This is a genomic window from Streptomyces kunmingensis (genome assembly GCF_039533535.1).
Lineage (GTDB): Bacteria > Actinomycetota > Actinomycetes > Streptomycetales > Streptomycetaceae > Streptomyces > Streptomyces kunmingensis.
Genome location: NZ_BAAATS010000023.1, coordinates 1 through 26,101, shown reverse-complemented (window position 1 = coordinate 26,101; position 26,101 = coordinate 1). Strand labels below are relative to the sequence as shown.

Genomic DNA, 26,101 nt, shown 5'->3' with positions numbered 1-26,101 from the left:
TACCGCAGGGATCACCGCCCGTCACCCACTACGACAACACCCCGACAAGGTCAGTAGGACCGCACGGCGGAGCTCGGTGTCGTGGGTCTGTGCCTGCCAGTAGCGTTGCAGGTCGGGCAAGCCCTCAGGGGGCAGTGCCGCAGGGTCGACACGGGCGGCGGCCTCCAGCTCCGCCACCGCCAGGAGGCCGCCCGGAACGCCGCCGCCTCATGCAGCGGCCGGTCCATGCCACTGCGATGAAGTCCCGCCCCGGCACGAGGGATGAAGCGCCGGCCGGGCGAAGACCGAGGACGATCTGCAGGGACGCGTAGACGTCTCGCTTGGCGTCTCTCGGCTACCGCTTTCGCCATGGATTCCGGGAGAGCCCAGACAGTAGGCGCGGGCGGCCGCGTGGTCGCGGACCGCCGAGCCAAGGTCGACAAGGGGCCCTCGTTGTTCCGGAGAAGGCGTAGGGCAGAGAGGCTCGACTCACGCTCATCACCTCGTCAGGTAGGGGTGATGGCAATCCAACTCACGTCGTATCGGGGCAGCGACGGTGCTTCGCCCACGCCTCGCTCACTCTGCGACAGCGCCCGGAAGGAGCCTTTGATCCCCAATGCCTCGCAGCCGGCCTCCCAGGTGGCACACCATATTCCCAGCGCCACCGGGGCGTAGTGCCGGGAGGCAGTGGCGGTGTGGAAGTCGAGCCGTGCCAGTGCGCGGCCGGTGTTGTCGGTCACCGCTGTACACCGGGTCGTCTGGCTGTTGAGGGCCGACGGTGCCCACTGGCAGAGCTCGAAGCAGCGTTCGTAGGCCGAGAACGGCGCGGCGTCGATCGGGAGTGCCTGCTTGAAACCCGCATCGGCGAAGAAGAGAGACGTCACGGACAGGCGGCGTCGTTGCACGCGTTCGATCAGGCGTACCGTCAGCGGTTTGAAGCGTGAGCGGTATCCGACGGCGCAGACGCACAGGACGTGGTCGCGCTTGGGATCGAAGCGGTTACCCAGGTGCCGTTGGACACTGGTCTGGTCGGCGCCCTGCCCGATCCAGCAAGTTGCGACTCCCATTCGCGTGGCGCGCAGTACCACCTTGTGCAAACTTCGGGCGACATCGATGATCGCCAGCCTGTCGTAGACGTGCGGGGTGATGGCCACGACGAACTCGCGCGCGCCCACAGTGGGCCAGACGGTCAGGGGGGCGGTGAAGTACTCCAGTCGGACTGCGCCAGTGCCGATCAGTCGGTCGGGCTGTGTGTACTCGCGCATCGCACGAGCGAGCTCCTGTCGATGTTCTGTGGTGAGGTAGCGGTCCTGGAAGGATCGGCAGGAGCGTCGCGAGCGAATGAGGTCGAGGTCGTCGAGCCCGTCGGGTGCGCTCGGGATCCGTTCCTTGGGCCGTAGTCGTAGTTTCACCATCGTCACGTCGAATGCAGCTACCGCGAGCAAAAGGGTGCCCATGCAGAACGGCGTCCAGAAGAGCAGGGCGTGCCAGGCGCTGATCAGCGCACCAGGGGCTGAGAGCACCAGCAGTCCCGCTCCGGCGACCGCGGTGGGTATGTACTGGAGCCATCCGGTGAATTGGAGCCGGATCTTCAGGCGCAGTAACACCGAGTGTCTCGAGGGCGAGGATGCGGGACGTTGAGGAGGTGTCGACGGTTGCGTCGTGGTCGGCCCTCTGCTTTCGAAATCATCCACTTCCGCGCTCCTGTTCTCCGGTTGTTGTAATGACGGCCGGGATCGTTCGTATGGCCGAGTTCCGCTGGCGGCTTGAGTCCGACTGCCGCGAACTCGTGTTCCGTGGATGCCCTGAGGTGTGAAAAGCAGCCGACCGTTGCGGCCCGCGGGGTTTTCACCCTCGTGCGAATTACCTGTGCCCGAGGGGTTTTGGGTTGCTCTGCCACGGTCCCGGTCGTCCCAGAATGCCCTCTGCTTTTGTCCGGTCGCCCGCCCTCAGATAGTCGCGCACCGAAGTGGAGGAGCATGTCTGGCCTTCGTGCTCGACGGTCCTCACAGCTTCGACCTCGTATCCATCTCTGTGGCCGGTCTGAGTGAGGGTGCCGACGTTTCCGCGGCCGCCCTGACCGAAACGAAAGTCTTCGCCGACGATCACCGCCGATGCGCGCAGCCTCTCGCAGATGACTTTCCGGGAGAACTGTTCAGCCGTAATGTTCGCGAGCGCTTCCGTGAACGGAATGACGCATACCACGTCTATTCCCAGGCTGTGCGCGAGGGTGGTGCGTTCGTCGATAGTCAACAGCATCTTGGGTGCACGGTCCGGACGGATGACTGTCAGGGGGTGAGGGTCGAACGTGAGCAGCACGAACGCCAGCCCCGTGCGCGTGGCGCGTTCACGTGTGCGCCGGACGAGTTCAGTGTGTCCGCGATGAAATCCGTCGAACACGCCCATTGTCAATATGCACCCGGTCCAGTCGGCCGGTATGACTTCCTGGCTGCGCCACACCTGACGGGTGCTTCGCGTGGACGGCTCCTGCGCGGTCATGAACACCTCCGGGGCGTAGTGCTCGATGTGTAGGAGGAGGGGCGGGTCAGGTCAGATGTATTTCGCAGGTTCATCGTGGTCGCCCCCCATCTCAGATTCTTGCGTCGTTGGGTGGCGAGCCGATAAGCGCAGCCGTAAGGATGGCGCGGACAGCCTGGGGAGTAACGGGGCGGGGGTTGGCGTAAGGATTCCGTGTGGCCAGTTCTACGGCCAGATCCAGGTCAACCTCGCCCAGGCCCAACTCGTGCAGGGAAGTGGCCGCGCCCGCAGATCTGCTCAGCTCGTAGAGCGTTCTCGCAGGCGCTTCGGTATCGAGGGCACGTTTCAGGGCAGCGGCCGTGGCCGGCGCGGCTGGGGTATTGAAGGCGACAACGTGTGGCAGAACGACTGCATGGACGTCAGCGTGGGGCAGGCCGAACGTGCCTCCGAGTATGTGGCAGAGTTTGTGGTGCAGTGACATGGTTGTGGCCCCTAGGCATGCACCGCACAGCCACGCTCCGTAGAGCATCGCTGTGCGTCCCTCCTCATCCGCGGGCTCTGCTGCCACGCGTGGCATGCCTTGGGCTATCGCGCGCACCCCCTCTTCCGCCATCAGCGAGATGATGGGTGAGTTATCCGGTGCGTAGAGGGCTTCGACGGCATGAGCCATGGCATTCATGCCGCTCGTGATCGACAGGTTTGAAGGCAGACGCGAGCTGAGTTCCGGATCGTAGATCACGCTTTTTGGCAGCACCCGGTCGTCTCTGCCTGTGCGTTTCTCTCCGTTCTCCGTCAGACCCCAGACCGGCGTCATCTCCGAACCGGCGTACGTCGTGGGAACCGCGACGATGGGTAGGCCGGACTCCAACGCGAGCGCTTTGGCGAGCCCGACGGTGGAACCCCCGCCCACGGCCACATATCCGTCCACGCGAAGGTGGGATGCGACGGCCCTCGCCCGTTGGACGACGTCGGTCGGCACGTGCATCTGGGCGCCTGGATGAAGGCCGGCTGCTCGGTCCCCCAGCGCCTCCGCGATCTTGCCGGCCTTGTCGTGCTGCCCGGGGGTGCTGAGTACGAGCACCCGTTCCAGTCCGAGGGCGGCGAGTTCTTCCCCCAGCATCGCGACGCTGCCGACGCCGAAGCGCACGCGCATCGGCAACGCCCGATAGGCGAAATCCAGCTTCGTTCCCATGAAAGTCCTTATGCCGGTCGCATGTCGGAAACGGATTCCAGCACGATGTCCACCTGCGCGTGAGCGAACGGATTGCGTACACCGTGTTCTCGGGCCAGATCGGGGTCGTCCGTGTGGACGAAATCTGCGATGAGCGACTCTTTCACCGCGAACACCGTGTCGTTCTCGATGTACGGGCTGTCTTTGACAAAGACGTGCGTGGTCACGGGGGCGTGCCCCTCGGCACCTACGATGAAGTGAATGTGCGCGGGCCGGTTGGGGTGCCGGCCGGTGCGTTCGAGCATGCGGCCCACGGGGCCGTCGGTCTGGATCGGGTAGTAGCTCGGCACGACCGTGCGGAACCAAAAGGCTCCCCGTTCATCGGTGGTGAACAGCCCTCGACCGTTACCGAGCGGCTGGATGCCCGGCTGCTGGACGTCGTAGAAGCCCTTCTCGTTTCCCTGCCAGACGTCCACGACCGCCCCCGGAAGCGGCGAACCGTCCTGTGACAGGACGCGTCCCGTCACCACGCACGGATGGCCCGTACCGATGAGATCGATCGTGTCGCCCAACGCGCGCGGCGGTGAGTCAACCACGTGGAACGGGCCCAGCACAGTGGCCGAGGTCGCCCCGGGTGTCTCACGCTCGTTTATGGTCTCCACCAGCATCGAGACACCGAGGACGTCGGAGAGCAGGATGAATTCCTGGCGGACGTCGTCGCATTTCTGCCCCGTCTCCGTCAGGAACTCGATCGCCTGCTCCCATTCGGAGTGCGTCGGACGGACGTCCCGCACGAACGCATGGAGATGCTGGGTGAGGGAGGTCAGGACTTCCTTCAGGCGCGGTTCCGGTGTTGCGTGAAAGCTTTCGATCACCGCGTCGGTGGCGGTCTCCTCGGTGAAGTCCGTTGCCATGAGCCCTCCTCAAGTGCTGCGCTGTTCCCACCGGACAGCGTTCAGTTCGGTCTGCTTCTACCCATGCGAGGACGCGTGCCGGGGGCTTGGCGGCGGTGGGCCCGTGACACCGCACGGGCCCACCGCCGATCACGTACACGCGCCACGCGGGGGCTCTTCTAGGTGCGGGCGTTCGCCTTGCTGTCGATGTAGCCGTCGTGCACGTCCTGCCCGCGGGCGTAGTCGGGCTGGAAGCGGACGCTTGCGTAGTGCGAATCCTTCTCGGCTTCCTGCGCGCGCTTGCCGAGCTCCGCCGTGTCTCCGAAACCGAGCACGTCCCGGGCCAACTGTGTGAGCGGGCCGTCGACCTGGTACTCGGTGCGCTGCACGGTCAGCATGTTGATCAGGTACAGCGGTGTCCCGTTGAACTTCTCGAACATCTCGTGGCGTGAACCCCACTCGGTGAGGTAGCGCTCGCTGATCTGCCGGAAGATCTTGATCCGGTCACGGGCGCTGATCTCCGACCCGCGGAGCGCCTGCTCGAGTTTCGGGCCGATGTAGGGGTCGTCCAGCTCGCGCTTGGTCGGCTGGATGACCACCCCTCGACCACAGAAGTCGATGAGCTTGTTGACCATGTCGTGCTGGTTCTCGAGGTAGTGGGCCCGGCCGAAGTCGATATAGATGTTGTTCGGCTTGAACAGGCCGCCGGGGGTCGCGAATCCGGTCTCTTCGGCCGCCAGCATGAACGCCCGACAGGTTTCGCGGAACCGGATGAGTTCGGCCAGTTGCGCCTTCACGACCGGCTGGCTGCTGGTGCCCAGGGACTGGGTGATGAGGAGGGCGAGGCCGACCATGAGTTCCGCGTGCACGCAGTGGCGGATCTGCGTTTCCAGGTGCACCCAGTCGAACTGCCGCTGGGGGTACCACTTGGAGTGGTCGGGGTTGCCGATGTGCTGGACCTGGGCCCAGGGGATCAGCACATCGTCGAAGTAGACCATCCCGTCGAGTTCGTCGCCGATGGTGGCCAGCGGACGGTCGTAGGGATCGGCGTCGGGCTGGGCCCGGGATTCGCGGGCGACGACGGTAACACCAGGAGTGGCCACCGGCACCATCGCGTAGATGGTCTGATCAGGGGTCTGACCGGGGCGCCAGAGGTTGCCGACGAGAAGGTTGTTGACGAACGGAAGAGACGTACCGATGGCCTTCCAGCCGCGGACGACAATGCCCTCGTCGTTCTCCTCCACGATGCTCAGCATCGGGGTCTCACCCAGGGCCTCTTCGCGGCCGCGGTCGTACTGCACGTCGACGAACATCGGCGAGATCGCCAGGTCCTTGGAGGTGACCTCGTCCCACTGGCGTTGGATGTTGCCCCTCAGGTCACGCTGGGGTCCCGAGAAGCGTGAGTTCTCCGACCACGGTTCCTGGTCGTCGACCTGGGTGAACATGACCACGTTCATGCCGGCCGGCGGACGGGTGAAGATTCCGCCCTTGAAGTGCCGGAACAGGAACTCGCCGTACTCCCGGCGGCGGACCGCGTCGGCCTTGGACCGGGGCAGGAACCAGTGCATCGACTGGCGGTTGCCGTTCTCGTCGATGAACGTGGTGATGTCCTGGTGCTCGGGGTCCAGGTGAAGGTCGTAGTAGTCCGCGATCGCCTGGGCATAACCCCGGGTCTTGGGGTGCGTGGTGATGTCCTCGATCAACTCGCCGCCGACATAGACCTTGCGGCCGTCGCGCAACGAATCCAGGTACTGCTTGCCGGTCCTCATGATGTCTCTCCTGTTCCGGTGTTCTTCATCTGACGGTGGAAGGTGGCCACGTCCCAGTAGTCCTCGCTGCCGCGAATTTCGTTCCGTGCCAGGTGCAGCACATGCACCCCGCGCAGGGACAGAGGTTGGTGCCGGGCCGCGATGGCGCCCATGGGCTCGTGCAAGGTCGCGGTCAGCCGATAAGTGACCGCGACGCGCCCGCTCGGATCCGCGATCTGGGTCAGCGGCTCCCCATAGGCATCGGGAAACCAGTGGAAGAAATGGCGCAGCCCCTCGGCAATGGCCTCGGGCCCTTGTCTGGACCCGCCCTGCGCGATCTCGTCGTGGGTGGCATGCGCGCCGTACAAGTGCCCGGCCGCTGTGGGGTCGTGCCGGTTGTAGGCGGCGTAGAGTTGCGCAGGCAGGCCGGTCGGTCTCACGCCACTGCCTCTGTCATCGCCGCGATATGCGCGCCCTTTTGATACGTGCCCTGCCCGAAGAGCAGAGGGCGGCGCGAGCGGGGAGCCAGAATGGCCCGCACCTGGCCCAGAACCACCAGGTGACTTCCTACGGGGCGCACCTCGGCGACTTCACAGTCGAAGGTCACCAGTGAATCGCGCAGGACGGGCGAATCCACTTCTGCTGGAAGATCCGTGTCATCGACGACGTGGTCCTCGATGAATTTCACGGCACCGAGCCGTGAACACAGTTGGGAGACCGGAACTTGGTCCTGGCTGAGGAGATTCACACCGAAGCGGCTGTCGCGGTGGATTCCTTCAGCAGTGACGCTGTTCTGATTGACGCAGACCAGCACCGTGGGCGGCTCCAGGCATACGGAGCTGAACGCGCTGACGGTCATGCCCCAAGGCCTGTTCTCATGGCGCGTGGTCACCACGGTCACGCTGCCGGTCACCCTCCCCATGGCGGCTCGGAAGGTGTCCGGATCGGCCGTGGCCCTCAGCGCCCACGGTGTGCTGCCAGCCCCGGCATCGTCATCCCCGTACGCGGTTCCGCGGGTGTTTCCTGGTTCGGTCATCGGATTGCTCCCAACCAGCGAGGCACCAGTGCCAACGCCCAGAAAATGGAATCTCGGCTGCAGTTCCGGCCGTGCAGCCGTATTGCTTGACCGGGACGCTATGATCTGCGCAACATATTCGTCAAATAGATGTTGTGAATTCGTGGTATCTACTCGGTGAATACATTGTCTGGGCAGGGGTTATGAACCTTCGGAACATCGATCTGAATCTTCTGGTGGCACTGGACGCCTTGCTCACCGAACGCAACGTCAGCCGCGCGGGCCGCCGCCTGGGCCTCAGCCAGCCCGCCGCCAGCTCGGCACTCGCCCGTCTCAGGAAGCTGTTCCAAGACCCGCTTCTGGTGCGTCGGGGACGGGAGTTCACCCTCACCACCGAGGCCGAACGGTTGGCGCAGCCCGTCCGCGAGATCCTCAGCCTGGTCGAGCGGACCATCGCGAACCGGCCCGAGTTCGATCCCCGTACGGACACACGTATGTTCCGGATCAGCGCGTCCGACTACGCGACGCTGATCTTGCTCAGCCCCTTCATGCAGTACGCCGCCGCCGAGGCCCCGGGTGTGACGATCCACGTCATCCCGAGGTCGAGCGACCCACGGCAGTTGCTGCGCACCGGGGAGGCCGACCTGGTCATCGAACCCCGCGAGCTCCTCGGGGACACCAGCTTCCCCTCGCAAGGTCTGTTCAGCGACCGCTGGCTGTGCGCGGTCGACGCCGCCCACCCCGCGGCCCCACAGGGACGGCTCAGTCTTGAGGCGTACCTGCAACTACCGCACTGCGTCTACAGCATCGGGCCGGACCGTGAGCTCGACTTCGCCGATCAGCACCTGGCCCGGCTCGGCACACAGCGGCGGATCGAGCTCACGGTGGAGAGCTTCCTCCTCGTACCGTTCCTGATCCGAGGTACGACCCTCGCAAGCCTCGTCCTCGAGCGGGCGGCGCGCCAGCTCGCCGCAGCGGCGACCGGCATTCAGCTGCTCCCGGCGCCGCTCCCGCTGCCTGACATCCACGAGACGATGCACTGGCATCCGGGGCACGACACCGACCCGGCACACCTCTGGCTTCGCGAGCAGTTGCTCGCATGCGCGCAGAACCTGGACTCGTAGGCAGACACCAAGTGTCGCGTGTGGCCCCGGCACCGCGCCGCGCTGCACCGCGCCGGCACAGGGGTTGCCCGCGGGAGGGGCTGACGCTGGACGCCGGCGCGATTGCGGGTACTGCCACAACCGAGCACCCCGCGGGACAAGTTGCCACGTTGTGCGCTCTGCGCCGGACCTCCCGACCTGCAGGAATGGGGGCGGAGCGCACAACGTACTCGCGGAGTCGGCTTCGTGTGCGGGGCTACTTGAGCCAGTCGGTGTAGCGGGTGGGGGCGATACGAGCACCTTCCTTGGTGGTGAGGGCATCGCCGGGCACGGCGGCGAACATGCCACCGGCGTCGTCGACGGTGACCGAGCGCTTGTCGCCCTTGGCGGCGAGGGTGATGCGACCCAGCTCGTCCAGCGAGTAGGTGTCCGGGCCGCCGAGGTTGACAGTGGTGTTCAGCGGCGGTCCGGCGGCGACGTCGGCGACAGTGGCCGCGACGTCGGCAGCGGCGACGGGCTGGATGGGGGTGCGGGGCAGGCGGACGGTCTCCTCATCGGCGGTCCAGGACAGGACGGACTCGATGAACTCCATGAACTGGGTTGCCCGCACGATGGAGTAGGGCACGGCGCTCGACTTGAGCAGATCCTCTTGGAGCGTCTTGGCCCGGTAGTAGTCGACGGGGACCTCGTCGACGCCGACGATGGACAGAACGACGAAGTGCCCGACACCGGCCCGCCTGGACGCGGCCAGAAGGTTGTCCATCGAGGCACGGAAGAACGCCGTGGAGGCGTCGTCGAAGGTCGGCGAGTTGGTGAGGTCGACGACCACGTCGGCGCCGTCCAGCGCCGCCTCCAGGCCCTTGCCGGTGAGGATGTCGACCCCGGTGGACCGCGAGTGCGGGGCTGCCTCGTGCCCGGCCGCGTTCAGCACCTCCACGACCCGTGATCCGATCAATCCGGTTCCACCGATGACTGCGAACTTCATGACGTGCTGCCCTTCTCTGGTGCCTTGTGCCCGCCGTGCACGAGACGCAGCGCACACGCCTCCGCCCTACTCGGACATTCCTTGTCCGAGACAATACTCGGATATTTTATGTCCGGGTCAAGGGGGGCGAGTTAGAGTGAGAGCGTGAAGATGTCAGGAGGGGTCGAGTGGGCGCTGCACTGCTGTGTGGCCCTGACCTCGGCGGAGGCGCCGGTGCCGGCCGCACGTCTGGCACACCTGCACGACGTCTCGCCGACCTATCTGGCCAAACAGCTCCAGGCGCTCTCCCGAGCCGACCTCGTCCGGTCGGTCCAGGGCAAGGCGGGCGGCTACATCCTCACCCGCTCCCCCGCGCAGATCACGGTGCTCGACGTCGTCGAAGCCGTTGACGGACCCGGCCCGGCCTTCATCTGCACCGAGATCCGCCAGCGCGGCCCGCTGGCCGTCCCGGCGCAGTCCTGCACCGCGCCGTGTGTCATCAGCCGCGCCATGGCCGACGCCGAGACCGCCTGGCGCAACGCTCTGCGCACCACGTCCATCGCCGACCTGGCCCGCGACGTCGACGCCGACGCACGATCCGACATCAGCTCCTGGCTCAATGGAGCCGGGGCATGACGCGTCCGACCGCAGAACGCCGTTCCGAGGGCAGCGTGTTCCGCTAGGGGGCTGTCACAACTGGTGCGGCTGCGCGGTCAAGGAGCCGGAACGATGCACGAGCAACAGCAGTCATGCTCCATCCCTCGCCCCGGCATGTTCGGTGAGAGGGCCTTTTGACCTGGCGGGCCGCAGGTCGGAACGAGCGTTGGCAGCACCGACGCCGAGGCCGGTCCGCTCGCCGAGCGATGCTCCCCCTCGCGTTGGCTGCCCGCTATGGAGCGAGAGGAGGAGAAGACGTGGACGTGTATGAAGCCGTGGACAGTCGCCGAGCCGCGCGGGCGTTCAGTGACGAGCCGGTGAGCAGAGAGGTCCTCGAGCGAGTGCTGACCGCGGCGACGCGGGCTCCGTCGAGCGGCAACCTTCAGCCCTGGCATGTGTTCGTCGTGACCGGCGAACCCTTGGCCGAGCTGAAGAGGCGCACGACAGCGAGGGTGTTGGCGGGAGATCCCGGCGATGACCGGGAGTACCCGATGTATCCGGCGGAACTGACCTCCCCCTATACGGAACGCTTCTCCGCCGCCGCTGCCCAGCGATTCGAAGCGCTGGGAATCGCACGTGCCGATCCCGACAGGCCCAGGAAGGTCGGCGCGCTGAACTCGGAGGCGTTCGGAGCACCTGCCCTGCTGTTCTGCTCCCTCGACCGTTCGATGGGGCCCGGGCAGTGGGCGGACGCCGGGATGTACTTGCAGACGGTCATGCTGTTGCTCAGGGCCGAGGGACTGCACAGCTGCCCCCAGGTGATGTGGACGATGTACCGCAAGACCGTCAGCGAGATGGTCGGGGCCGATGACGGACTCGTGCTGTTCTGCGGCGTCTGCGTGGGATTCGAGAAGGAGGGAGTGCCACGGCTGCGTACCGGCCGGGCGGACATGACCGAAACGGTGAGCTTCATCGGAGGATGACCCCGCCCCGACATCGAGGCCTGCGGCTCCCGGCCGAGTCCGGCGAAGGCCGGCCGGGAACTGCTCGGGGTGTGTCGGCGACGGTCGAGAAGTGGACCAGGATCGACGCCTGAACTCGTCCTACCGTTCTGACACGGGCCCATGCCCGTCATTCGTAGGAACGGTGAGCCCGAGGACTCCGGGTATGGCTGTGAGCCTGACGCCGTTCGATGGCTGAAAAAACTTGGCCGCCCGGAACCCGTGACGGTCACAACCGCTCATTGGGATACGCGACTTGATCGCTGTGTAGGACACCGTCGGCGAGACCGTCCGCGGGACCACAGAACAAGCAGCTGGCACAGGCGGCCATGTTCACGATCTGGGTCGGGGTCGACATCGGCAAGGAGCATCACCACTGCGTGGCACTCGACGCCCGTGGGGAACGGAGACTGTTCCGCCACGTCAGCCGCTGCGCCGACCGCTTCCGAACCCTCCTGCACACCTCCCGCGCAGCCCGTGCTCACGTCCTTGGCCCCGTCCGTTCTGACCGAATCGGTCGCCAACGTCGCCGAGGACTACGTCAGCGACAGTGACTACTCCGCGTCGGCCCCCGCGCTGACCGACGACCAACTCTCCGCCGTGGCCTGGCCCACTACCGTGATGAACACCCCCTCAACCGTCCCGCCGTCACCAGCCATCGTCCCGTCACAGGCACCTGACGAGCGATGTGCGTGGCGTCCTCCCGCGCATCGGCAGGGCCGTTCATCCGGCGGTCCAGCCTCGGAGCCGACGCGTGATGACGGCGACGCCCCGTGTCCGGAAGCAGCATCGCGCACGAGCTCACCCGCAACCTTCACGGGGTAGCCCAGGTGCCGCGTGGAGCGCCGGGCAGGCCTCGCTTTCATGCCGGGCGAACGCCGCGTCAAAGCGCTCGAGGCACGGCAGCCACATGAGGGTGTACAGGAGCGCCGCAGCCTTCAGGCTCAGTGACCCGTAGATGCCGTGCACTCCCCTGCTCTCTGCGCTCGGGTCCAGGTCGGCGAGGCGCGTGCCCTTGGGGCGGGCTTCATGGCGGCGGCGGTGCCCTCGAAGAACCAGGTGGCGTCAGGGCTTGAGGAACTTTTTCGGACACGCGGTGGCGTAATCCGCCATGCCCCGGCCCTCCGCCGTTCGCTGGCCCGAACTGGGCCGTTTACCCCTGCGTAACGCCTCGGCTGCTGGTTGACACGTCGTTGACCAGCGATGATGCAGGATTCCTTCGTTGACGAGGGCCGGAGTGCTCATTAGCGTCAGCGACATGAACCACCAAGCCTCCGCGGACACCCTCGACGAGCTGGACCGGCGCATCATCGCCGCCCTCCAGCTCAACGGCCGTGCCCCATGGAGCGCGGTGGCGCGGTGGGTGAACGCCAGTGAGACAACGGCCCAGCGCCGCTACCGGTCGCTGCGCGAGCGGGGACTGCTGCGTGTCATCGGCACTCTGGAGCTGGACCGGACGCGGGAGGGATCCTCCATGCTCGTCCGGGTGCAGGCCAGGCCCGGTCGCGGGCTTGACGTCGCCGACCGGCTCACCGCCAGTCCTGACGTCCGCTTCGTGGCCGTGGTGACCGGTGCCGCCGACCTCATCGTCGACTTCGTCGCGCGTGACAACGAGGAGATGATGCGGATGCTCTTCACCGATCTGCCGGCGGCCGACCTCATCACCAGTACCGAGGCCGTGCCGGTCATCCGCGCCTTCACTTCGGCTTCCCTGTGGGACACCGGGCTGCTGCCTCCCGAGGCGGCCGCCGACCTGCGGCCCGCCTCCCTGTCCTCCCCCTTCGAGCGCGCCGACTGGGACGGGACGCCGCAAGCGCTCACCACCCTGGAGCAGGAGGTCGTCGCGGAGCTCAAGGAGGACGGCCGCACCCAGGTCAGCACCCTGGCGCGGCGCCTGGGACACACCGAGTCCAGCGTCGCGCGGGCCATGGAGCGGCTCATGTCCCGTGGTGTCCTGCAGTTCCGCACACTGGTGGAGTCCTCGCTCCTCGGGTTCGACGCTGAGTTCATGGTCTGGCTGTCGATCGAGCCCGACCGGCTCGACGCGGCGGGACGGCAGCTCGCCGGGCATCCGGGCACCAAGTTCCTGGGCGCGGCGACCGGGCGCTTCAACCTCGTCGGGCACATGGTGCTGCCCCGCCGCACCGACCTCTTCCGTTACACCAGCGACGTCATCGGCGCGCTGCCCGGCCTCATCGCCTCCGACGTGACGCTGCATCTGGTCACCATGAAGTACTCCTGGCACCGGATGGTCCGGCCCGCCGCCTGAGCGGGCCACGGTCCGCCGCGCCGCGCCGGCCGCCGGACACCTGATCGATCCGCTTCCTTCTGTTCTCTACTTTCGTACCGCCCCCGACCCTGGTGGAGTCCGCATGCCCACAGACGATTTTGGCCTGCCCGCGGAAAGCTGGCGCTGGACCGAACAGACCTGGCGTGGCCACGTCGAAGCCGTACGGGCCGGGCGGCGCCTGGTCCCCGACCGCTGGCCCGGCGGCGCCCGGGTCGCGGTCGCCCTGTCCTTCGACTCCGACCACGAGACGATCCCGCTGCGCGACGGTGAGACCAGCCCCGGCAGGCTCGCCCAGGGCGAGTACGGGGCCCGCACCGGAGCCCCCCGCATCCTGGATCTGCTCGGCAGGCACTCCGTCCCCGCGACGTTCTTCATGCCGGCGGTCTCGGCCCTGATCCACCCCGAGGAAGCGCGCGCCTACACGCGTGACGGGCACGAACTGGCCGTCCACGGCTGGATCCACGAACGCAACATGCTGCTCGGCCGCGACGACGAACGGGAGCTGACCGCCCGCGCCCTCGACTCCCTGGAATCCCTGACCGGCCGACGGCCGGTGGGCATCCGTACGCCGTCCTGGGACTTCTCGGACTCCACGCTCGACATCATGCTCGAACTCGGTTTCGCCTACGACTCCTCGCTGATGGCCGACGACGAGCCGTACGAGATCCTCGCCGAAGGCAGGCCCACCGGGCTTGTCGAGATCCCGGTGGACTGGATCCGGGACGACGCCCCGTACTTCACCATGGACCGCTACGGCTCGGTCCGCCCGCACAGCCGTCCGCGCGACGTGCTGGAGATCTGGCGAGACGAGTTCGACGCCGCCTACCGCGACGGCGGGGTCTTCCAGCTCACCCTGCACCCGCATGTCATCGGCCACCGCTCGCGCCTGGTGGCACTGCGGGAACTGCTCGATCACATCACCGGCCACGCCGACGTCTGGTTCGCAACGCACGCCCAGCTCGCCGACGCCGCGCGCGCCGTACTCAACGGCCCGACGACCGCTCGTCCCGTCCCCGACGCCCCGGAGCAGACGCCATGACCGAAGGATCCGCCACCCCCGCCGGTTCCCTGTCCAAAGGCGGCGACCTCGCCGCCGGCGGCGGCAGACTGAGCGGCGCCCAGCGCAAAGCCATCGTCGCCGGCACCATCGGTAACACCGTCGAATGGGTCGACTGGGCCCTGTACTCCATCTTCGCCAAAATCATCGCTGACGAGTTCTTCCCCAAGGGCAACGGGGCGGTGGCGCTGCTTTCCACGCTCGCCGTGTTCGCCGTCGGCTTCGTGATGCGCCCGGTCGGCGCCGCCGTGCTCGGCGCCTACGCCGACCGCCGCGGCCGCAAGAAGGGCATGACCCTCACCGTCGCCCTGATGGCGGGCGCGGGGTTCCTCATCGCGATCACGCCCACCTACGAGACCATCGGCGTCCTCTCGCCGTTCATCCTGCTCCTCGCACGGCTCGTCCAAGGATTCTCGGCAGGCGGCGAGTTCGGCTCGTCCTCCGCCTTCCTGGTGGAGTCGGCCGCCCGCGGCAGGCGCGCGTTCGCCGGGTCCTGGCAACAGGTGTCGGTGGCGGGCGGCGTCCTCATCGCCTCCCTCCTCGGCACCCTCACCACCTCGGCGCTGAGCGACGACGCCGTGCACTCCTGGGGCTGGCGGGCCGCGTTCGTCTTCGGCGCCCTCCTCGGCCTGGTCGGTCTGTGGCTGCGGGTCTCCGTGGAGGACACCGAGGCCTTCACCCAGGCCCAGGGCGAGGGGCGGACCCGGACCAACCCCGTCAAGGCGATGTTCGTCGAGCACCCCGCGGCGACCCTGCGGGTCGTCGGCATCACCATCGCGGGCACCCTGACCTACTACATCTGGGTCAACTACCTTCCCACGTACGCAAATCTGACCACCGGCATCCCGCTCAAGACCGCGCTGCTCTCGCAGACAGTGTGTCTGCTCGTCTTCGTCGTGGCGCTGCCGTTCGCCGGGCGGCTGTCGGACCGTATCGGCCGCAAGCCGACGATGGCGGGCTTCGCCGCCGGCTTCGTCGTCCTCGCCTGGCCCCTGCTGCACCTGCTCGACGGCAGCTTCCTCAGCCTGTTCCTCGTCCAGCTCGTCGGCATGCTGCTGATCCTCGGCTACTCCGCCAACTGCGCCGTCATCATGGCCGAGCAGTTCCCGGCCGAGGTCCGTGCCACCGGCATCGCCCTGCCCTACGCGCTCGCCGTCGCCGTCTTCGGCGGCACGGCGCCCTACCTCACCACCTGGCTGCACGAGAGCGGCCACAGCGACCTGCTGTGGATCTACGTGTCCGTCGCGGCGCTGATCTCCCTCGTCGTCTATCTCACGATGCCGGAGACCAAGGACAAGGAGTTCGACTGATGGCCCACGTCCTCGTCACCGGCGCCGCGGGCGGAATCGGCGGCGCGATCGCCGAGGAGTTCGCCGCGCAGGGCGCCCTGCTCAGCCTCGCCGACCGCGACCCGCGGGCCCTGACCAGCGTCGCCGCACGCCTCGGCGGCCAGGCGGCGACACACACCGCGGACCTGACCGACCCGGATGCCCCCTCCGCCCTGGTCGAGGCGGCCTGGGCCGGGCACGGCCCCGTGGACGTCCTGGTCAACGCGGCCGGCGTCTACCCCTCCCTGGACATGCTGGACGTGGACGCCCACGCCTGGGACCGGCTGTTCGCCGTCAATCTCCGGGCGCCCGTCCTCACGACCGGCGCGTTCGCCCGGCTCGCCGTGACGGCCGGCCGGCCCGGCGCCGTCGTCAACATCTCCTCCGGGTCCGCGCTGCGCGCCCGGCCCGGCGGGGGCCCGTACGCGAGTTCCAAGGCCGCCCTGGAGATGGCCACCCGGGCCGCCGCCCTGGAACTGGGCGAGCACGGCATCCGCGTCAACGCGGTCAGCCCCGGTTTCGTCCAGGTCTCCAGCGACTGCAACCCCGTCTCCGCCGAGTACGCGGCGGCGATCGGAGCCAACCCCCTGGGCCGCCCCGGCGATCCGCGGGACATCGCCCGCGCGGTGTGCTGGATCGCGGGTCCGGACGCCTCCTGGATCACCGGGGAGGTCCTGCGGGTCGACGGCGGATCCAGTACGGGCGCTCTGCACCTGCCCCGCATCTGGCAGCCCGGCGACACCCGCGCCACCTCGCTCGCCACGACTCCGGCCGCCTCTACGAGGCCCGGCGCCACCCCGCTCGCCGCCCCCTCGGAAGGACCCACCCGATGACCGCCCCCTCCCCGCAGCGAGCCGCCTACACCGTCGTCGGTGCGGGCGCGATCGGCGGCACGCTCGCGTTCGCCCTCGCGCGCGCCGGCCACCCCGTCACCGTCGTCGACGCCGACACCGAACACGTGGCGGCGATCCGCGCAGGCGGACTCGTGGTCGCCCACGGCGACACCCGGACCAGTGTGCCCGTCACGGCCGTCACCCCGGACGAGTTCGGGGGAACCCTCGGGCGGGTCCTGCTGGCCGTGAAGGCCCAGGCGACGGGGACCGCGGCCGCCTGGATCGCGCCCCGCCTCGACCCGGACGGCTTCGTCGTCTCCCTCCAGAACGGCTTCAACGAGGCGCAGATCGCCCAGCACGTGGGCGCCGAGCGGACCGTCGCCGCCTTCGTGAACATCTTCGCCGACGTCATCGAACCCGGTGTCGTCCTGGACGGCGGCGCCGGAGCCCTCGTCGTCGGAGAACCCGACCGCTCCCCCGTCAGCGACCGCGTCCGCTCCGTCGTCGAGGACCTCCACAGCTGGGGCCCGGCCGTGGCCAGCGACAACGTCGAGGGGTACTTGTGGGCCAAGGCCGGTTTCGGCGCGATGCTCGCCGCCACCGCCCTCGCCGACGCCCCCATGGCCGACCTCATCGACCGGCACAGGGCCGCCATGACCGGCCTGACCGGCGAGATCTTCGCCGTCGCCGACCGGCGTGGCATCACCCTCGAGCCCTTCGACGCCTTCGACCCCCGCCCCCTGCGGCAGGGAGCCGACCCGGCCGAACGCGAAGCCGCCCTCGACCGGCTGACCGCCTGGTTGCGTACGCAGAGCAAGGACCGCAGCGGCATCTGGCGCGACCTCGCCGTACGCCACCGGCCCGTCGAGGTCACCACCCACTACACCGACATCCTCGACCACGCCGCCCGCGAAGGACTGCCCACCACACTCCTGCGCACCGTCATGGACGGTCTGCTCGAACTGGAAGGTGCCCCGCAGAAGATGTCGGAGTCGCGCCTCGAGGATTTGGACCGGCTCACCGCGTCCGCGACCCCCGGCCGTCCACCCGAAGCCGAGCAGGCAGAGGCGGTGCGCGTCTGGCTCGAGGAACACCGCGAGGACATGGTCGCCGACCTCGACGCGTACACCTCCCAGGGCAGTTCCAGCGACGACCGGGCCGCCCTCGACGCATGCCTCGGCTGGCTGCGCGGGTGGCTCGACCGGCGCCTGGGCGCACCGGAATCGGAGAAGACACTGCCCCGCACGGACGTCGGCGACATCCTCATACGCCGCTACCCGGCCCGGAACGCGACAGCCGAGGACGACCGGCCCATCCTCCTCCTGGGCCACTACGACACGGTGTGGTCGACCGGCACCCTCGACACCTGGCCCTTCCACCGCGACGGCGACCACATCAGCGGCCCCGGTGTCTTCGACATGAAGGCCGGCCTCGTTCAGGCGGTCTGGGCCCTGCGCGCCCTCGACGCACTGAACCTGCCCCGCCCGGCCTGCACACTGATGCTCAACGGCGACGAGGAGACCGGCAGTCTCGGCTCCCACGAAGCCATCGTGGAGGAGTCCCGCACCAGCAGACTCGCCATGGTCTTCGAAGCGGCCGCCGACGGCGCGATCAAGACGGCCCGCAAGGGCGTGGGCCTGTTCACCCTCACGGTCACCGGCACCGAGGCCCACGCGGGGCTCGACCCGACCGCAGGGGCGAGCGCGGTGGACGAACTCGCCCACCAGATCCTGCGACTGACCGAACTCCGCGCCCCCGACGCGGGCACCTCCCTCAACGTGGGCACGGTGCAGGGCGGCACCCGCAGCAACGTCACCGCGGGCCGCGCCGTCGCACACATCGACGTACGCGTCGCCTCTTCAGCCGAACAACAACGCATCACCGACGCCCTCGCCGCGCTCGCACCGGTGGACCCGCGCACCCGCGTGGAGGTCGGCGGAGACTGGAACCGCCCCGTCTTCGAACGCACCCGACAGGTCGCCTCCTACGCCGAACTGGCACGCCGATGCGCCGCGTTGCTCGGCGAGGACCTTCGGGAGACATCCGTGGGCGGCGCCAGCGACGGCAACTTCGTCGTTGCCGCCGGGACACCGGTACTGGACGGCATCGGCGCGGTCGGCTCGGGCGCGCACGCCCGCTCGGAGAACACCTCGGTCTCCGGCATGGTCACCCGTTCCGCGCTCGCCGCTACGGTGCTGGTCTCGCTCGCCGCCGGATGAGCCCCCCTGGCGCGTCCGGCGCGGGACGCGCCAGGAGCCGTCCGTGCTGCCCGCCACTCATGGCAGGAGAGCACTTCTCCCGCGGATGCGCCTCACTTGGTGGCCGCATCCAATTCCTGGGCTTTGATCAGTCTCCGTAGCTCCGGCAGGGTCTTCTTCGATGCCTGCTCGATGTAGAGGGTTCCGCCGGCCGGATGGTCCACGGTCACGGCGTAGATGGGGTCCACACCCGCAATCGCGTACACGGTTACCGGCTCCGAAGTCGCTTCCTGATCATCATCGGTGGGAGTGTCGTCACATCCGGGGATGGCGCCTGTGCCCAGCCGTCTGCCCACCCTGCCGTCGTCGCTGTCGCCTTCGCCATCGGGATAAAGCCCGTGGCCGAGATAGGTGCGGCCCTCGTACTCGAGCAGGGCCGCGCAGGAACTGTCTGCACCACCTTGCGTGGTGCCCGCACCAGTACAGGACGTGGACATGATCAGGGCCGCCGCCGCGAGCGCCGCCCGCACACTCACGGACCGCGCGAACCTTCTGCGCGCCGTCCAACTGGCCATCTGCTTGCCCGTCATGAACCGACCTCCCTCAGCTGCCGCAACCTGCGGCCTGCCGCACCTTCGACGCCACAAGGCCGCGAAAGGTTCGCTCGTTCTCCTACGGCACGATGAGAGCTGTTGAACGATCCTCAGCAAGGGCGCCGACAGCTCCAGCGGGCGGCCAGCCAACTTCGATGCTGCTGCCATCTGTCGAGCTCCGGCCCTGAGGGCGCGGCGCTATCCCGGCTTCCGGTCGTCAGGCCACATTCTGCCGCTTCGGCCAGGTAAGCAGCGGTTCGCCCTGTGCCCCACACGTCGTCGTCCACGATCCGTGACCGAGTCGCCACACGCCTTGAACGGCCAGATCATCACACCGATCCCGCCTGACCAGGACACCTCGTCAAGATCCTGTTACGAGCTCTTAGTACTCCAGCCGTAGATCGTGATCTTCATGGGTGGGTGGCCGCTTGCCGCTGGTAGTGGCAGGCGCGGGCGCGGGCCTGGTGGCGACGTCGCCAATGCGACCAGCGGAGTCGGTGCGTGAGGTCGTGGGCCCGGCTGGTCAGGGTGGATAACAGCCGCTGGATCTCGTTGCAGGTCAGGGGGATCAGGTCGTCGGCGGCGGGGCCGCAGCGTTCGGCGGCCGCGGTGACGGCGAGGAAGGCGTGGGCGAGCATCGCGAGGGTGACCCAGCGGTGCCAGGAGGTCCAGCGGCGGACCTGGTGTTCGTCCAGGCCGGCCAGGCCCTTACCGGCCCGGAAGGTCTCCTCGATCGTCCATCGTCGTCCGGCCACCCGGATCAGGTCGGACAAGCGGGACGGGGTGGGGTGAGAAGCAGCGGTAGAAGGCAAGTTCGCCGGTTCGCCGGTTGCGGCGGGCCAGTAGCCACCAGTGCCCGAGCCGGTCGGCGGGGCCGTGGATGTCGGTCTGGGCCCAGTCGTAGTACCGCTCGCCCTTGGCGCCCGCTCCGGCCGAGCGCCGCTGCCAGGCCCGCTTCGGGATCTTCGCCGCGATGGCCTTGGCCGGGAACTTCCCCGCCGCCATGGTGACTTGGTGGGTGCTGGAGACCGCCAGGACGTAGCCGGTCCGGCGTTCTTCGAGTGCGGCCCGCAGGTGCGGGTTGTCGCCGTAGACCTCGTCGCCCGCCACCCAGCGGGCGGGCGTGCCCGCGTCCAGCGCCCGGCCGATCATTCGGGCTGCCAGGACCGGCTTTGTTGCGAAGGCGAGGTCGTCGGGGATGCCGGCGGCCCGGCAGCGGTCGGGATCGTCGGTCCATGAGCGTGGCACGTACAGGGCGCGGTCGATCGCGGCGTGCCCACGGTCGGCGGAGTAGACGAGGTAGACGGCGACCTGGGAGTTCTCGATCCGGCCCGCCGTGCCGGTGTACTGGCGCTGGACACCGACCGTGGCGGTGCCCTTCTTCAGGTCGCCGGTCTCGTCGACCACCAGCACGGCCCCGTCGTCGGCCAGGTGCTCGACCAGGTAGGCGCGCAGGTCATCGCGGACCGCGTCGGCGTCCCGTTTCGCGCGATGCAGCAGGTGCTGCATGCCGTCCGGGGTGGCGTCGCCCGCGTGTTCGGCCAGGGTCCAGCAGTTCTTCCTCGGCAGGTCGGACAGCAGGCCCAGGACCAATGCCGTTGCGCGGCGGCGCGGTTCGACCCGGGCGAACCGTCCCGCGATACGGCCCGTCAGCTGGTCGAACGTCGACCGCCATCGGGCAGGCACTACGCTGTGACCCGCGGCCACCGCCTGATCTTCGTTTGTCGACGCAACTCACGATGATCAACAGTGACCGTCTTCGTCTGCAGACCGGCCCTACCCGACACGATCAAGGCCAGCTTCAGTCCGCACCTTGGGACTTTCACGTGAAGGCATCTGCGGTCCGCCTGGCCAACGATCCGGTCTGCCAGGATTCCGTGATGTCGGTCCAGTCACGGAGGTATGCGCTGCGGGCACCGTGTTCCGCCTCTTGGTCGTAGAAGAGGTTGAACCTGTAGACCCGGCCCTCGCCGGAGATGACTTGGCCCTCTTCGTGACTGAGGCTCTCCTGCAAGAGGTCGACGACGACCGTCACATCGGGATCAAGCCCCTGAGCCCGCAGGAGCTCCCGCAACCGGGCCCAGAGATCAAAGGTGCTGGTCCGCAGAAGTCCTGTGTACTGAACGACGATGTTTGAGATCACGAACTCAGTCTTCCAGCCAGCACTGCGCAAGCGGCAGGGACGATGCCACCCGTGCACGGCGACGATCCGTCAGTCGTGTCAACGGCACCGAGCCCGTGCCTGCATCAGCCATCACCAGCGACAAGCCGCGCAACAACCGTAATCAAGATCTACGGCTGGAGTATTAGGGACTGTTACCGACAAATTCCTCAGTCAGTTCCGTTGGTATCACACCAGCACCGACGCGGACTGGCCGAACCCTAACCGTGAGCGTGACCTCAAGGCCGCGTTCTCGACCAGCCCCTCTTTCTTCAAGCGCAACTCAATAAGGCGCTCCATCTGGGCACTTACGAGGCTGCAATCGAGAATGTGTACAGGCGGATGCGGGACCAGGGCGAGGCGGGCTCAGCATTCTTCCTTCATCGCGTGTGCATCAGCCTCGCAGCAGCCCGCGTCGAGCCGTGTTGCCGCGATGAGAGGGACGACGTAGCGGCGAGCATCAGCCTCACCGAGCTGTCGGAGCTCGGGCTCGACGCCGTCCGGTACCTCAACGTATGGGAAGCTTCGGGGTCCATTTCCCTGGCCATCAAGCCGGATGTCATCACCGGGGTGCAGAGCATTCCCATCCCCGAAGCCCTTGAGCCCGTCGACGAACTGCCGCCCCCGCTCATCGGCGCACTCCAGGATCTGGAACGCAGAGACGAAGCACCTGCGACAGCAGGGGAACGCCGTCAGCGCTCCTACGATCTCCGGCCTGAACTCGAGAACACCCTTGTCGCGCAGTTCCTTCCCACGGTGAACCTTGAGGTCGCCACGAAGACGCACAAGCAGTCGCTTATACCCACGGTCGAAACGGTAGTGATTTTGTCAGGCACGCTCGCCTTTTCGCACAGCACGCCAGGCTGTTGAGCGCCCCAGGCCGAGTGCTGGACCTGCTGAACGCCGCACCGAACCGCTGGCACCCCTCCGCATAAACGCCCCGGCCAGGCCGGTCGCGATCTGTTCGCGGACGTCACGAGTTGGCCCGTGCAGTTCCGTATCCAGGCCCTCCCGGAATGGGATTCTGAGCTGTGTGCTCGCGTTGAGTACCACTTCCGCATGTTCAACCTGGCACAGCGTTACGCCGAGTTCTGCGTATCCGAGGTGACCGGCAAGCAGTGGTTCCATCAGCAGATACGAAGCGAGAGCGTCGCGCCGAACCTGAGCCCGCATCTGCGAGAGGATGCCGAACAGCACGCGCGCAGCCACGGCCTCAACGCGTGGGACACCGCTCTGCGGTATGGGCTGGCCGAGAGCGCCTGGTACCTCAATTACGGAGTCCTCGAGAACCCATAAGCCCGTCTGCGCAACGAGGTTCACGCAGGCGGGCGCCACACACCGAGGGCATCAAGGTCGTAGTTCGTGCCCACTCAAACCAGCGGAGTGGCATCCTTCCTCTATGCGGATCCCTGCGGAGGCACACCCTGACTTCATCGAGAAGGTTGCCCGCCGTACCGATCCGCTGGGCGCCGTTGAGGAGTTGGCGTGGAACGGTCTGGACGCCGATGTCCTCCTCATCATGGGCGCGGTCCATCGCAGTGCCCGGCTGTCGAGCTGCAGACGCATGACCGTCTCCCGCAGAGGCTCCATGAGCTCTTCACCCACGTCCCGCATCCGTTCCCGTGCGTCGGATGCGGAGGAGCTGGTGAACAGGATGCTGAGGCGGACGGCGGGGTCGACGGGTTGGGCGGTGGTGAAGGCCAGGCGGAGCCGGTAGTCGATCGCCGTGCCCACGGTGCCGGCCTCGGCGCCCACTCCCGGGCCCGAGATGAGGATCCGACTGCTGCGGTCCCGGGCCCGGAAGTTCTTTATGCAGCGGGCGGCCCCCGCCGACAGTTCAGGTCCATTGGGGCCTGAAGGGTTCCGCCGGAATCAGGGCTTCTTGCTGAGGATGAGCCGAAGGTGCACGTGGGCGTCGGCGTATGTGTAGAAGGTGCCGATGTTGTTGACGTACAAGGGGCCCGGATTTGTTCCGTTGACAATATCCTGCATCCAACGCGACATCTTTGACCAGTCGGCGCGCAGTGACTGAAGGCCAGTATTGGATACCTCTGTAAGACGCTGGTTGACGCTCCCGTCCGGGTTCTCCCCGTCGAAGACCCTGCTGTAGACGTCACGGAAGCCAGTGAAACGAGATCCTTCGGAGAACGCCCCGATCAGGAGCATCATGGAACTGGCGATGGTGCTCCGGTAGTAGCTGTGAGCCGCTGTGGGACTAACCGTTTCACCCAAGGCTTGCGCAGCTCTGTACATGGTGTCGACGTTGGCGTAGGCGGGCTCCCCAGCTTCGTTATTACTCGAGATTTCGTCTCGGAGGGCTCCGTAGGTACCGGCGAACGGCAGAAGGTTTACAGGTCCACCGCGCGCCATCTCAGTGCGCACGTTCTCCGACGCGTCGCTGAACGCGTACAGCTGACCGTCCTGGGCGCGGAACCCACCAAGGTACATGTTGGTGGGGTTGAAGTAGACGGTGACCATTTCTCGGCCCGCGTTGTCCCCGTTGTCCAGAAGGCGCAGAGCGATCAGCCCTGCGGAGGTGGTCTGTGTCGCGTACACGTCCCCGGAGTTCCATATGTGGCCAGAGGCTTGCCGGAGCTTGGTGATGACGTCCTGATAACGCGAAGTGTTATTACGATGCCCATTGGAGGTGTCGATCGTCATCCACAGGACCTTGGTCGTCAAGTCGGGTGTATCCGCGCTGGCACGCGGAACGTCGACAGCGAACACAACCGAAAGGAGGGCCAGGATGGGTACACACAAGCGACGTAGGCCGTTGCGCGGCACATTCATAGCGAACACGTTTCTTCCGATCTCTTGACACTGCTCTGCGCACGGGTTATTCCGTGCCGGACGAATAGACGATGCGTCACATCCACTCACGCCATAGACCGGGACGGGACAAGATGTGTGACACCGGCTTTGGCGGAAGGGAGGGAGCTATCCATGAAACTTGCGGCAAGTGCCGTCCTCGTCGGGGACGACGGCGGTGCTGCAACCGGTGGACGAGGACGAGGCGGCCGCCGGGCGTGTTTCATCGGGAATGGGTGTGTCGCCTGCGGTTGCCGCGGCGGTGGCGGCCCGCTTTCGGGGGCTATCGGCGCCGGAGACGCGGGCGGATGGCCGGGTGCTGGACGAGTCCTACGAGAACGTGGTGCTGGCCCTGGCGTCAACCGGGCGGCCGCTGCTGCGAGGCGGTCGGCAGGCAGACGGACCACCGGTTGGTGGAGCGGATGCGGATCAGGCTGAAGCGGCTGGTCAAGCAGGGGTGGCTGACCGAGGGTCAGGTCGGCCTGTTCGCGATCGCGCCCGGGGTCGGGGATCCGCCGGGCTCGATTGCGGCTGAGTCCGGCGCCGTCGTAGATGACGGGGAGGGTGACGCCGCCGGGAGTGTCATCCCGGCGGCGCCCGGGTTGCGTGCATCGCGGAGGTGTCGGCCCGCTCGGGCGTCCACCTCGCCACCGTCTACCGTCGCTGGCGCAGCGCCGACGGCCTGATCATCGACGCGGTGGTGGACGAGCTGGGCAGTCGTTCGCCGGTGGCCGCCACCGGCGATCTGCGGGCGGATCTGCAGGCCTGGATCACCAGCCTGCCCATCGACCTGACCGAGCCCGGCCATCTGGCTTTCTTCCGGGCTCTGTTTCGGGCCGGCGGCGACGGGCAAGACACACGGAGCTTCGCCGAGCCTCGTATTCAGCAGATCCAGGCCGCCCTGGACGCCGCCGGTGCCAGCGTGCTGACCGGATGGACATCTTCGAACTGGTGCTGGCACCGGCCTATGTGCGTGCGCTGCTGACCCTGCCGATGGATCCGGCGACCGAGGTCGTGCGGCTGGTCGACAACGTGTTGGCGCTCCGGGCGGCGCGCGAGCGCGAAGCGCCGGAGTGAGCGTGCGGGCTCCCCTGCGAGTCGCTCATGGGCCGTCGGTACGCGGCCGCTACCGAACCTGCTTGCGCTTTGCGGACGGTCCGGCTCCGCCCGGTGCAGTCGTCCCTGTGCGGCAAGCTCCACCGTCAGCGCAACCGACACCGCCATCAGCGCGATCCGCAAAAAGAGCGGCACCGCCCCGGCGAGCACGGGGGACGCGCCGCCCAGGAGCATGCCGACGAACACGCCGGGCAGGATGACCAGGCCCACCGTGCGGGTCTGGTCGTAGCCAGGCGGTAGGGCGTCGGACGCGGCCGGGCGGACCACTTCGAGACGGGCGTTGCGGTCCAGCAGGCCGAGGGCGAGGCCTGCAGCGAACGCCCCGTTGCGGATGTGGAGTTCGTCGAGGGCGCGGCGGCCCGCCAGCACCGTCGCGGTGAGCGTGCCGCCGATCAGGATCCCGGTCACCGGCACTATGACGATCCGCAGGACGAATACCGGGATCGCAGCGAGCAGGAGTGGCACGACTTCAGGCGCTCAGCAATATCCGGCCAGGAGAACTGCACAAGACTCTCCATGGAGTACCCATTCGGCTCGTGCCCGGCGGCGACTACCGCTGCCGGGCACGAGCCGAATCACCGGCAGCGAGTGCTCACCATTGAAGTCGTGCAGGGTCATAGTCACGGCGGGATCTTTTCACGCTCGACCTTCACGGTCGGCCGCGCCCCTTAGTGTTACAGGCCCGCGAGAGGTGTGAACAGATCATTGAGCGTTTTCAGCGTTGCTTCTCCAGAGTGAGGACGGCTCTGGCGATGACGCTCATGCGGT

22 protein-coding genes and 2 pseudogenes are annotated in these 26,101 nt (G+C 67.5%); 11 read left to right on the top strand and 13 right to left on the bottom strand.

Going from position 1 to position 26,101, the window contains the following annotated elements; all coding sequences use genetic code 11:
• Positions 1-485 precede the first annotated feature (485 nt).
• The 7 genes from ABD366_RS27925 to ABD366_RS27895 form a co-directional block, all read right to left on the bottom strand.
• Positions 486-1,586: a nitroreductase family protein gene (locus ABD366_RS27925; RefSeq protein ID WP_324766601.1), complete on the bottom strand. Its 1,101-nt coding sequence runs from the start codon at positions 1,584-1,586 to the stop codon at positions 486-488.
• 256 nt (positions 1,587-1,842) lie between these two features.
• Positions 1,843-2,478: a hypothetical protein gene (locus tag ABD366_RS27920; protein WP_324766602.1), complete on the bottom strand. Its 636-nt coding sequence runs from the start codon at positions 2,476-2,478 to the stop codon at positions 1,843-1,845.
• A 91-nt stretch (positions 2,479-2,569) separates the two neighbouring features.
• Complete coding sequence (locus tag ABD366_RS27915) at positions 2,570-3,649, bottom strand: maleylacetate reductase (protein WP_324766603.1); 1,080 nt, start codon at positions 3,647-3,649, stop codon at positions 2,570-2,572.
• 8 nt (positions 3,650-3,657) lie between these two features.
• Positions 3,658-4,542 (bottom strand): dioxygenase family protein, encoded by an 885-nt coding sequence (locus tag ABD366_RS27910; protein ID WP_324766604.1) that lies wholly within the window; start codon positions 4,540-4,542, stop codon positions 3,658-3,660.
• Between the two features lie 158 nt (positions 4,543-4,700).
• Positions 4,701-6,290: a 4-hydroxyphenylacetate 3-hydroxylase family protein gene (locus tag ABD366_RS27905; protein ID WP_324766605.1), complete on the bottom strand. Its 1,590-nt coding sequence runs from the start codon at positions 6,288-6,290 to the stop codon at positions 4,701-4,703.
• Positions 6,287-6,709 (bottom strand): ester cyclase, encoded by a 423-nt coding sequence (locus tag ABD366_RS27900; RefSeq protein ID WP_324766606.1) that lies wholly within the window; start codon positions 6,707-6,709, stop codon positions 6,287-6,289. The genes ABD366_RS27905 and ABD366_RS27900 overlap by 4 nt, the downstream gene beginning before the upstream one ends.
• Complete coding sequence (locus tag ABD366_RS27895; protein ID WP_324766607.1) at positions 6,706-7,305, bottom strand: flavin reductase family protein; 600 nt, start codon at positions 7,303-7,305, stop codon at positions 6,706-6,708. Before ABD366_RS27895 ends, ABD366_RS27900 begins: the two co-directional genes overlap by 4 nt.
• Before the next feature lie 182 nt (positions 7,306-7,487).
• On the opposite strand from ABD366_RS27895, the gene ABD366_RS27890 reads away from it, so the two are divergent.
• Positions 7,488-8,408: a LysR family transcriptional regulator gene (locus ABD366_RS27890; RefSeq protein WP_324766608.1), complete on the top strand. Its 921-nt coding sequence runs from the start codon at positions 7,488-7,490 to the stop codon at positions 8,406-8,408.
• 235 nt (positions 8,409-8,643) lie between these two features.
• Here the strand turns inward: ABD366_RS27890 and ABD366_RS27885 are convergent, their stop codons facing one another.
• Positions 8,644-9,372, bottom strand: a complete 729-nt coding sequence (locus ABD366_RS27885; protein WP_324766609.1) for an SDR family oxidoreductase — start codon at positions 9,370-9,372, stop codon at positions 8,644-8,646.
• Positions 9,373-9,522: 150 nt separating this feature from the next.
• Between ABD366_RS27885 and ABD366_RS27880 the strand changes: the two genes are divergently transcribed.
• The 8 genes from ABD366_RS27880 (at position 9,523) to ABD366_RS27845 (ending at position 18,676) form a co-directional block, all read left to right on the top strand.
• Positions 9,523-9,987, top strand: coding sequence for an RrF2 family transcriptional regulator (locus ABD366_RS27880; RefSeq protein ID WP_324766622.1), 465 nt, complete (start codon positions 9,523-9,525; stop codon positions 9,985-9,987).
• Positions 9,988-10,265: 278 nt separating this feature from the next.
• Positions 10,266-10,931 carry a nitroreductase gene (locus ABD366_RS27875; RefSeq protein WP_324766610.1) on the top strand — a complete coding sequence of 222 codons (666 nt, stop codon included), beginning with the start codon at positions 10,266-10,268 and terminating at the stop codon, positions 10,929-10,931.
• 347 nt (positions 10,932-11,278) lie between these two features.
• A complete protein-coding gene (locus tag ABD366_RS27870; protein WP_324766611.1) occupies positions 11,279-11,503 on the top strand; it encodes an IS110 family transposase in 225 nt (74 codons plus the stop codon).
• Positions 11,504-12,207: 704 nt separating this feature from the next.
• Positions 12,208-13,218 carry an Lrp/AsnC family transcriptional regulator gene (locus ABD366_RS27865; protein WP_324766612.1) on the top strand — a complete coding sequence of 337 codons (1,011 nt, stop codon included), beginning with the start codon at positions 12,208-12,210 and terminating at the stop codon, positions 13,216-13,218.
• A gap of 103 nt (positions 13,219-13,321) precedes the next feature.
• Positions 13,322-14,278, top strand: coding sequence for a polysaccharide deacetylase family protein (locus ABD366_RS27860; protein ID WP_324766613.1), 957 nt, complete (start codon positions 13,322-13,324; stop codon positions 14,276-14,278).
• Positions 14,275-15,606 (top strand): MFS transporter, encoded by a 1,332-nt coding sequence (locus tag ABD366_RS27855; RefSeq protein WP_324766614.1) that lies wholly within the window; start codon positions 14,275-14,277, stop codon positions 15,604-15,606. Before ABD366_RS27860 ends, ABD366_RS27855 begins: the two co-directional genes overlap by 4 nt.
• A complete protein-coding gene (locus ABD366_RS27850) occupies positions 15,606-16,457 on the top strand; it encodes an SDR family NAD(P)-dependent oxidoreductase (protein ID WP_324766615.1) in 852 nt (283 codons plus the stop codon). Before ABD366_RS27855 ends, ABD366_RS27850 begins: the two co-directional genes overlap by 1 nt.
• Positions 16,454-18,676, top strand: a complete 2,223-nt coding sequence (locus ABD366_RS27845; protein ID WP_324766616.1) for a 2-dehydropantoate 2-reductase — start codon at positions 16,454-16,456, stop codon at positions 18,674-18,676. The genes ABD366_RS27850 and ABD366_RS27845 overlap by 4 nt, the downstream gene beginning before the upstream one ends.
• A 92-nt stretch (positions 18,677-18,768) precedes the next feature.
• Here ABD366_RS27845 and ABD366_RS27840 read toward each other — a convergent pair whose 3' ends face one another.
• From ABD366_RS27840 to ABD366_RS27830, 3 genes and pseudogenes are all read right to left on the bottom strand, one after another.
• Entirely contained in the window at positions 18,769-19,245 is a 477-nt protein-coding gene (locus tag ABD366_RS27840) for a DUF6281 family protein (RefSeq protein WP_324766617.1), read from the bottom strand.
• Between the two features lie 413 nt (positions 19,246-19,658).
• Positions 19,659-20,955, bottom strand: a pseudogene (locus ABD366_RS27835) (IS701 family transposase).
• A 115-nt stretch (positions 20,956-21,070) separates the two neighbouring features.
• Positions 21,071-21,391, bottom strand: coding sequence for a hypothetical protein (locus ABD366_RS27830; protein WP_324766618.1), 321 nt, complete (start codon positions 21,389-21,391; stop codon positions 21,071-21,073).
• A gap of 405 nt (positions 21,392-21,796) precedes the next feature.
• On the opposite strand from ABD366_RS27830, the gene ABD366_RS27825 reads away from it, so the two are divergent.
• Entirely contained in the window at positions 21,797-22,279 is a 483-nt protein-coding gene (locus tag ABD366_RS27825; protein ID WP_324766619.1) for a hypothetical protein, read from the top strand.
• Positions 22,280-22,468: 189 nt separating this feature from the next.
• Positions 22,469-22,705 carry a hypothetical protein gene (locus tag ABD366_RS27820; protein ID WP_324766620.1) on the top strand — a complete coding sequence of 79 codons (237 nt, stop codon included), beginning with the start codon at positions 22,469-22,471 and terminating at the stop codon, positions 22,703-22,705.
• A 576-nt stretch (positions 22,706-23,281) separates the two neighbouring features.
• On the opposite strand, the gene ABD366_RS27815 is transcribed toward ABD366_RS27820, so the two are convergent.
• Both ABD366_RS27815 and ABD366_RS27810 read right to left on the bottom strand, forming a co-directional pair.
• Complete coding sequence (locus ABD366_RS27815) at positions 23,282-24,070, bottom strand: ribosome-inactivating family protein (RefSeq protein WP_324766621.1); 789 nt, start codon at positions 24,068-24,070, stop codon at positions 23,282-23,284.
• Between the two features lie 1,314 nt (positions 24,071-25,384).
• Positions 25,385-25,801, bottom strand: a pseudogene (locus ABD366_RS27810) (ABC transporter permease); the annotation flags it as partial.
• Between the last annotated feature and the right edge of the window lie 300 nt (positions 25,802-26,101).

What these genes read in the sequence shown, in the direction of transcription:
- ABD366_RS27920 (WP_324766602.1), bottom strand. Translation starts at nt 2,478, where the DNA reads ATGACCGCGCAGGAGCCGTCCACGCGAAGCACCCGTCAGGTGTGGCGC.
- ABD366_RS27915 (WP_324766603.1), bottom strand. Translation starts at nt 3,649, where the DNA reads ATGGGAACGAAGCTGGATTTCGCCTATCGGGCGTTGCCGATGCGCGTG.
- ABD366_RS27910 (WP_324766604.1), bottom strand. Translation starts at nt 4,542, where the DNA reads ATGGCAACGGACTTCACCGAGGAGACCGCCACCGACGCGGTGATCGAA.
- ABD366_RS27905 (WP_324766605.1), bottom strand. Translation starts at nt 6,290, where the DNA reads ATGAGGACCGGCAAGCAGTACCTGGATTCGTTGCGCGACGGCCGCAAG.
- ABD366_RS27895 (WP_324766607.1), bottom strand. Translation starts at nt 7,305, where the DNA reads ATGACCGAACCAGGAAACACCCGCGGAACCGCGTACGGGGATGACGAT.
- ABD366_RS27890 (WP_324766608.1), top strand. Translation starts at nt 7,488, where the DNA reads ATGAACCTTCGGAACATCGATCTGAATCTTCTGGTGGCACTGGACGCC.
- ABD366_RS27885 (WP_324766609.1), bottom strand. Translation starts at nt 9,372, where the DNA reads ATGAAGTTCGCAGTCATCGGTGGAACCGGATTGATCGGATCACGGGTC.
- ABD366_RS27880 (WP_324766622.1), top strand. Translation starts at nt 9,523, where the DNA reads ATGTCAGGAGGGGTCGAGTGGGCGCTGCACTGCTGTGTGGCCCTGACC.
- ABD366_RS27870 (WP_324766611.1), top strand. Translation starts at nt 11,279, where the DNA reads ATGTTCACGATCTGGGTCGGGGTCGACATCGGCAAGGAGCATCACCAC.
- ABD366_RS27865 (WP_324766612.1), top strand. Translation starts at nt 12,208, where the DNA reads ATGAACCACCAAGCCTCCGCGGACACCCTCGACGAGCTGGACCGGCGC.
- ABD366_RS27860 (WP_324766613.1), top strand. Translation starts at nt 13,322, where the DNA reads ATGCCCACAGACGATTTTGGCCTGCCCGCGGAAAGCTGGCGCTGGACC.
- ABD366_RS27855 (WP_324766614.1), top strand. Translation starts at nt 14,275, where the DNA reads ATGACCGAAGGATCCGCCACCCCCGCCGGTTCCCTGTCCAAAGGCGGC.
- ABD366_RS27850 (WP_324766615.1), top strand. Translation starts at nt 15,606, where the DNA reads ATGGCCCACGTCCTCGTCACCGGCGCCGCGGGCGGAATCGGCGGCGCG.
- ABD366_RS27845 (WP_324766616.1), top strand. Translation starts at nt 16,454, where the DNA reads ATGACCGCCCCCTCCCCGCAGCGAGCCGCCTACACCGTCGTCGGTGCG.
- ABD366_RS27840 (WP_324766617.1), bottom strand. Translation starts at nt 19,245, where the DNA reads ATGACGGGCAAGCAGATGGCCAGTTGGACGGCGCGCAGAAGGTTCGCG.
- ABD366_RS27820 (WP_324766620.1), top strand. Translation starts at nt 22,469, where the DNA reads ATGTTCAACCTGGCACAGCGTTACGCCGAGTTCTGCGTATCCGAGGTG.
- ABD366_RS27815 (WP_324766621.1), bottom strand. Translation starts at nt 24,070, where the DNA reads ATGACGATCGACACCTCCAATGGGCATCGTAATAACACTTCGCGTTAT.